Source organism: Thiogranum sp., assembly GCF_058323355.1.
This window is the reverse complement of sequence record NZ_JBTTIO010000102.1, coordinates 26,069-32,384: the sequence shown is the minus strand read 5'-3', so window position 1 is coordinate 32,384 and position 6,316 is coordinate 26,069. Positions and strand designations below refer to the sequence as shown.

Below are 6,316 nucleotides of genomic sequence, written 5' to 3'. Positions count from 1 at the left end.
TATTATGCCGTACATTTCGGCGTCGATTATCATGCAGCTGCTGTCATATACCGTGCCGACGCTGGAGCAGTTGAAGAAGGAAGGCGATGCCGGACGCAGAAAGATCACCCAGTACACACGCTACGGTACGGTTGTGCTGGCCACGTTCCAGGCGATTGGTATTTCGACGGCGCTTCAGGGGCAGATGGTTGGCGGACAGCCGCTGGTTGTCTTGCAGGGAATGCCGTTCATTATTTCATCGGTCGCCTGCCTGGTGACCGGGACACTGTTCCTGATGTGGCTGGGTGAACAGGTGACCGAGCGTGGTATCGGTAACGGTATTTCGATCATCATCTTCTCGGGTATCGTTGCTGGCTTGCCGGCGGCGATCGGCGGTTCGCTGGAACTGGTGCGGACCGGTGAAATGAATACGCTGAGTATTCTGTTCCTGTTCGCGCTGGCGATTGCGGTAACGGCATTCGTGGTGTTCGTTGAGCGCGGACAGCGCCGGATTACCGTAAATTACGCGAAACGGCAGCAGGGCCGCAAAATGTACGCGGCGCAGAGCACGCACCTGCCGTTGAAGCTGAACATGGCGGGCGTTATACCGCCGATTTTTGCGTCGAGCATTATCCTGTTCCCGGCAACAGCGGGTCAGTGGTTCGGTAGCAACGAAGGATTTGGCTGGCTGAAAGATATCTCCCAGGCACTGTCGCCGGGACAGCCCTTGTATATCCTGTTTTATGCAATGGCGATTATCTTTTTCTGCTTTTTCTATACGGCGATTGTCTTCAACTCGAAGGAAACCGCTGACAACCTGAAGAAGTCGGGGGCATTTATCCCCGGTATCCGTCCAGGTGAGCAGACAGCAAGGTACATTGATGGTGTGATGACGCGCCTGACACTGGCGGGCGCCATCTATATCACCTCGGTCTGTCTGTTGCCGGAGTTTTTGATTTTGTACTGGAACGTACCCTTCTACTTTGGCGGTACGTCGCTGTTGATTATTGTCGTCGTGGTCATGGACTTCATGGCCCAGGTTCAGTCTCACATGGTGTCTCACCAGTATGAGAGTCTGATGAAAAAAGCTAACCTCAAGGGCCAGGGACGTTCCGGCCTGCTGCGTTAGCGTTGATTGAAACAGGTGAATCATGAAAGTTCGTGCATCGGTAAAACGCATTTGCCGCAACTGTAAAATTGTCCGTCGCAAGGGTGTGGTCCGGGTTATCTGCAAGGATGGCCGCCACAAGCAGCGTCAGGGTTGATACAGGCGTCAAACATCGATAATTGTTTGGTTTTAGATTGAAATAAGGGGCAAAACCCGGTATTCTTGTGCGTTTCGCGACACGCAGACCGCTTTGTCCCGTTGAGGAGATCAGATTCATGGCTCGTATAGCCGGGATTAATGTACCGCCGCAGAAACACGCAGTGATTGCGCTGACAGCCATTTATGGCATCGGCCGCGCGACGGCGAAGAAAATTTGTGAAGCGACTGGCGTCAGCACGGACACCAAGATCAAGGATCTGTCCGAACCTGAAGTCGAGAGCATTCGTAATGAAGTGGCGAAGTACACGGTAGAAGGCGATCTGCGCCGTACCGTGTCAATGAACATCAAGCGTCTGATGGATCTGGGTTGCTACCGTGGCATGCGTCACCGTCGCGGCCTGCCGATGCGCGGACAGCGCACGCGCACCAACGCACGTACCCGTAAGGGTCCGCGTCGCCCGATTCGCCGATAAAGTATTCGTAACAGGTAGATAGCACATGGCAAAAGCACCAACTCGTACGCGGAAAAAGGTCAAGAAGAATGTGGTTGACGGTATCGCCCACATTCACGCGTCGTTCAACAACACGATCGTGACCATCACCGATCGCCAGGGTAATGCGCTGGCATGGGCCACCGCCGGTGGTTCCGGCTTCCGTGGTTCTCGCAAGAGCACACCGTTTGCTGCGCAGGTGGCGGCTGATCGCGTGGGCGAGATGGTCAAGGAATTCGGTCTCAAGAATCTCGAGGTCGAGGTCAAGGGCCCGGGTCCGGGTCGCGAGTCCGCGGTGCGTGCCCTGAATAATGCCGGTTTCAAAATCACTAACATTACCGATGTGACCCCGATTCCGCACAACGGTTGCCGTCCGCCCAAGAAGCGACGCGTGTAAGGCGGAGGAGAGCAAATGGCCAAGTACACAGGACCCAAATGTCGCCAGTGCCGTCGAGAAGGCACCAAGTTGTTTCTGAAAGGCGAAAAATGTTACACCGCGAAATGTGCGATCGAGAATCGTCCATTCCCGCCGGGCCAGCATGGACAGCGCCGTACGCGCCTGTCTGACTATGCGACCCAGTTGCGCGAGAAGCAGAAGATGCGTCGCATTTACGGTGTGCTGGAGCGTCAGTTCCGTAACTATTACAAGGCCGCCGCTGGCAAGAAAGGTTCAACGGGTGAAAACCTGCTGCAACTGCTGGAAGGTCGCCTGGACAATGTGGTCTACCGCATGGGCTTTGCTGCTTCCCGTACCGAAGCGCGCCAGCTGGTACGCCACAATGCCATTACCGTGAACGGACGGCGTGTCACCATCCCGTCTTACCAGGTTCGACCGAATGACAGCCTGGCGATCGCGGAAAAATCACGCAAGCAGCTGCGCGTGCAGTCTGCACTTGAGGTTGCCGAGCAGCGCGGATTTGTTGACTGGATCGACGTGGATGCGAAAAAGATGGAAGGCGTGTTCAAGGCGCTTCCGGAACGTTCGGATCTGCCGGCCGAAATCAATGAACATCTTGTTGTCGAGTTGTACTCCAAGTAAAGCAACAGCTTAAGAGGGCTTTTCATGCAGGGCAAGGTTACCGAGTTCCTGAAGCCACGTATTGTAGACGTGCAATCAATTAACGAGCGTACCGCGAGAGTGGTGCTGGAACCGCTCGAGCGCGGTTTTGGTCACACACTGGGCAATGCGTTGCGCCGGATTCTGCTGTCGTCCATGCCGGGCTGCGCTGTCACCAGTGTTGAAATCGAGGGTGTGTTGCATTCCTACTCCTCGATTGAAGGTGTGCAGGAAGACGTGATGGAAATCATGCTCAACCTGAAGGGTGTTGCCTTAAGGATGCATAACCGCGACAAAGCCACCCTGAAACTGAGCAAGAAAGGGCCTGGCGCCGTGACAGTCGGCGACATCACACTGGACCACGATGTGGAAGTTGTGAACCCCGACTATGTTATCGCCAACCTGACCAAGGAAGGCGAACTGAACATGACCCTGCACGTGGAAACGGGGCGCGGTTATGTACCGGCCAAGGCCCGTGCCGAGCAGGAAGATGAAGACAGCACTATGGTAGGCGCATTGCGACTGGATGCCAGCTTTACGCCGGTATACCGGGTGTCGTACAACGTTGAGTCCGCGCGTGTTGAACAGCGCACCGATCTCGACAAGCTGATTATCGACATCGAAACCAACGGCACGATCGATCCCGAGGAATCCATTCGCCGCGCGGCGACAATCCTCCAGGACCAGCTGTCTGTATTTGTCGACCTGCAGGGCAAGGAAGAAGTTGCCCAGGAAGCACCGGAAGCGGATGTCGATCCGATCCTGCTGCGGCCGGTCGATGATCTCGAGCTGACGGTACGTTCGGCCAACTGCCTGAAGGCGGAAAGCATCTACTTCATCGGTGATCTGATCCAGCGCACCGAAGTCGAGTTGCTGAAGACCCCGAACCTTGGCAAGAAGTCGCTCACTGAAATCAAGGATGTCCTGGCATCCCGCGGACTGTCACTGGGCATGCGCCTGGAGAACTGGCCGCCGGCAGGACTCAAGGAAAGCGAGAAGCAGCCCATTTCCGCCCTGTAAGACTTTTAGAGTAGGTATAGAACCATGCGTCACCGTCAAAGTGGACGAAAACTGAATCGTAACAGCAGTCATCGCAAGGCGATGTTCAGCAACATGGCTGCGTCCCTGCTGAATCATGAAGTGATCAGGACGACCTTGCCGAAAGCCAGGGAACTGCGTCGCGTCGCCGAGCCGCTGATCACCATGGCCAAGACCGACAGCGTACACAAGCGCCGCCTGGCGTTTGCCCGCCTGCGTGATCGTGACGTCGTGACCAAGCTGTTCAATGAGCTTGGTCCGCGTTACAAGGACCGCCCCGGTGGCTACCTGCGTATCCTCAAGATGGGTTACCGTACCGGTGACAAGGCGCCGATGGCGCTGGTGGAACTGGTCGACCGCCCCGAGACGGATGTCGATGAATTCGAGGCTGTTACAGAATAAGCGCTGCTGTCCGGCGCTCTATCCTGAAAGCCGGGTTTTTACCCGGCTTTTTTGTGCCTGGAGGTATTCATCACCTCTGTCATGTTGCAGTGACAGTGCGTGAGTCATAGCATGCCGGACATCATGATAGCGATTTTTACTGACTTCGGTGTTTCCGGACCCTACATTGGCCAGATGCGGGTTGTGCTGAATGTGCAGGCGCCTGGTATTGGTGTGGTGGATCTTTTCCCTGACCTTCCCGCTTGCAACGTAAAGGCGAGCGCCTACCTGTTGCCGGCGTATATGCAGTACCTCCCCGCAGACACAGTTTGCCTGTGTGTGGTTGACCCGGGTGTCGGTACAGTGCGCCGGCCGATCGCGTTGCTGATTGATGATCTCTGGTTTGTCGGTCCTGACAATGGCCTGTTCAGTATGTTGATACGCCGAAGCCACAAGGCCAGGGCATTTGAAATTCGCTGGCGTCCGGCACAGTTATCCGACAGCTTCCATGGTCGCGACCTGTTTGCCCCGATAGCGGCGAGACTGGCGGTGGACAATATAGACGGGCTGGAGCCTATCGACAGCCGTGAGCTGGTTGTTCCGGACTGGCCGGAAGAATTGCCCGAAGTGATATACCTCGACAGCTACGGTAACGCGATTACCGGGCTGAATGCTGTTGAACTGTCGGATAGTGTTGTCATGGATGTTGCCGGGCATCGGTGCAGTTATCGACGTACCTTTGCCGAGGCAGAGACAGATACATTGTTCTGGTACCGGAATTCAAACGGGCTTGTTGAAATCGCTATGAACAGAGGCGATGCATCACGTTACGCCGGACTCTGTATTGGCGACAAGGTAGAGGTAATATCCAGCGGTGAACAATAAGACAGGTGCAAGTATCACAGCTAACACTGACAGACCTGATCTGGCGGCTATACGATCGGGCGCCTCAGGGGGAAACCCGGGTTTATGTCTGTTTGAGTATTCCGGGTGATAAACGGATAATCTTCCTTTATTTGTCAATGAGTTGTTGGATGAGTGCGCGTACCTTGGGGTGATTGAAGTTACGACCGCCTACTGCGCGGTAGACCACCCGTCCCTGCTTGTCGATCAGCAAGGTTGTCGGTAGCCCTTTTACGCCATAGCGGTCCGATACGCTGCTGTCACGGTCAAACAGGATGGGGAAAGTCGGGTAAACATCCAGTTGACCCATGTAGGAGAATACATGGTCCGGCGTTTCCCACTGGTTGATGGCCAGCACGATAAAACCCTTGTCCCGTAGCGCCTGGTATACCGCTTCCATCGACGGGATTTCCTCGCGGCAGGGTGGGCACCAGGTTGCCCAGAAGTTGACCATGACCACCTTGCCGCGCAGTTTCGACAGGGTATAGGTTTTGCCGTCCATATCTTCCAGCGTGAAGTCCGGCGCCATGACGGGCGCGGGCAGGCGTGACAGCCCATGTCCCAGTGCCGCAAACGACAGGGTCGGCGCGAGCCAGGTCAGTATCAGTGTGACGGCGGCAAGCGTGTTACGCATCGGGTGGGGTGGCAGGTGCGCAGTGCACGCCTTCAATTTTGTCTTCATAGGTTTTATCACCCTGTGTCCATGAATAGTACAGGTCGAACCGGCTGCCCGCGGGAAGGGGCACTGTGGTGAAACCCTGTCCCCAATCGCCCGGCTGGTAGGTCTGTTCCTCGTGCAGGAGAATCCAGCGGAACGCCAGACTGCGGTGTTTCCATTCTTCCAGCCACTCCGACTTGGTCTTGAGGTGGTGTGTCTTGCCATCGGGTGTCACAAAGCGCCAGTCTGTCAGGCGGTAGTGCAGGGGTTGCTGACCGGTGTTTTTCAGAATAGTGCCAAACGTGCAGTAGCCGCGTGTGGCGTCGACAATGTCCTGTGGCAGGCCGCGCGCACTGAAGACAGCCGCCACGTAGTCCGGGGCCAGTGGCAACAGTCTGAGGCTGAAGCCGGGGTGTTCCACCTGGATGCGTTCAATGCCCGTTTGCGGGTTGAATTCACGCTGCACCCCGGCGGCATGGGTGAGCAGCGGCCAGAGCAGGAGCGCTGTGATCAAGCGGTAAGACATGTTTTTCCTCACGGGT

At 56.0% G+C, this 6,316-nt stretch carries 10 protein-coding genes; 8 read left to right on the top strand and 2 right to left on the bottom strand.

Annotation, left to right across the window (positions count from 1 at the left end):
* The 8 genes from secY to ACW81B_RS13035 all read left to right on the top strand — a co-directional run.
* The coding region (secY, locus tag ACW81B_RS13070; protein ID WP_491580659.1) for a preprotein translocase subunit SecY at positions 1-1,108 on the top strand (1,108 nt) is incomplete at its 5' end.
* Between the two features lie 22 nt (positions 1,109-1,130).
* Complete coding sequence (gene rpmJ, locus ACW81B_RS13065; RefSeq protein ID WP_132971181.1) at positions 1,131-1,244, top strand: 50S ribosomal protein L36; 114 nt, start codon at positions 1,131-1,133, stop codon at positions 1,242-1,244.
* Between the two features lie 118 nt (positions 1,245-1,362).
* Positions 1,363-1,719, top strand: a complete 357-nt coding sequence (rpsM, locus tag ACW81B_RS13060; protein WP_491580658.1) for a 30S ribosomal protein S13 — start codon at positions 1,363-1,365, stop codon at positions 1,717-1,719.
* 25 nt (positions 1,720-1,744) lie between these two features.
* Positions 1,745-2,134, top strand: coding sequence for a 30S ribosomal protein S11 (gene rpsK, locus ACW81B_RS13055; RefSeq protein WP_491580657.1), 390 nt, complete (start codon positions 1,745-1,747; stop codon positions 2,132-2,134).
* Positions 2,135-2,149: 15 nt separating this feature from the next.
* On the top strand, positions 2,150-2,776 hold the full coding sequence (rpsD, locus tag ACW81B_RS13050) for a 30S ribosomal protein S4 (RefSeq protein WP_491580656.1): 627 nt from the start codon (positions 2,150-2,152) through the stop codon (positions 2,774-2,776).
* Positions 2,777-2,800: 24 nt separating this feature from the next.
* Positions 2,801-3,814, top strand: coding sequence for a DNA-directed RNA polymerase subunit alpha (locus tag ACW81B_RS13045; RefSeq protein ID WP_491580655.1), 1,014 nt, complete (start codon positions 2,801-2,803; stop codon positions 3,812-3,814).
* A gap of 24 nt (positions 3,815-3,838) precedes the next feature.
* A complete protein-coding gene (gene rplQ / locus ACW81B_RS13040) occupies positions 3,839-4,234 on the top strand; it encodes a 50S ribosomal protein L17 (protein ID WP_491580654.1) in 396 nt (131 codons plus the stop codon).
* Positions 4,235-4,345: 111 nt separating this feature from the next.
* Positions 4,346-5,098 (top strand): SAM hydrolase/SAM-dependent halogenase family protein, encoded by a 753-nt coding sequence (locus tag ACW81B_RS13035; protein ID WP_491580653.1) that lies wholly within the window; start codon positions 4,346-4,348, stop codon positions 5,096-5,098.
* Between the two features lie 127 nt (positions 5,099-5,225).
* Here ACW81B_RS13035 and ACW81B_RS13030 read toward each other — a convergent pair whose 3' ends face one another.
* Positions 5,226-5,798 carry a TlpA family protein disulfide reductase gene (locus tag ACW81B_RS13030; RefSeq protein WP_491580652.1) on the bottom strand — a complete coding sequence of 191 codons (573 nt, stop codon included), beginning with the start codon at positions 5,796-5,798 and terminating at the stop codon, positions 5,226-5,228.
* Entirely contained in the window at positions 5,743-6,300 is a 558-nt protein-coding gene (locus ACW81B_RS13025; RefSeq protein WP_491580651.1) for a hypothetical protein, read from the bottom strand. The genes ACW81B_RS13030 and ACW81B_RS13025 overlap by 56 nt, the downstream gene beginning before the upstream one ends.
* Positions 6,301-6,316: the final 16 nt, after the last annotated feature.

Coding starts and splice junctions, on each gene's coding strand:
- ACW81B_RS13035 (WP_491580653.1), top strand. CDS start 4,346: ATGCCGGACATCATGATAGCGATTTTTACTGACTTCGGTGTTTCCGGA.
- ACW81B_RS13025 (WP_491580651.1), bottom strand. CDS start 6,300: ATGTCTTACCGCTTGATCACAGCGCTCCTGCTCTGGCCGCTGCTCACC.
- rpsD (WP_491580656.1), top strand. CDS start 2,150: ATGGCCAAGTACACAGGACCCAAATGTCGCCAGTGCCGTCGAGAAGGC.
- rpsK (WP_491580657.1), top strand. CDS start 1,745: ATGGCAAAAGCACCAACTCGTACGCGGAAAAAGGTCAAGAAGAATGTG.
- rpsM (WP_491580658.1), top strand. CDS start 1,363: ATGGCTCGTATAGCCGGGATTAATGTACCGCCGCAGAAACACGCAGTG.
- rplQ (WP_491580654.1), top strand. CDS start 3,839: ATGCGTCACCGTCAAAGTGGACGAAAACTGAATCGTAACAGCAGTCAT.
- rpmJ (WP_132971181.1), top strand. CDS start 1,131: ATGAAAGTTCGTGCATCGGTAAAACGCATTTGCCGCAACTGTAAAATT.
- ACW81B_RS13045 (WP_491580655.1), top strand. CDS start 2,801: ATGCAGGGCAAGGTTACCGAGTTCCTGAAGCCACGTATTGTAGACGTG.
- ACW81B_RS13030 (WP_491580652.1), bottom strand. CDS start 5,798: ATGAAGACAAAATTGAAGGCGTGCACTGCGCACCTGCCACCCCACCCG.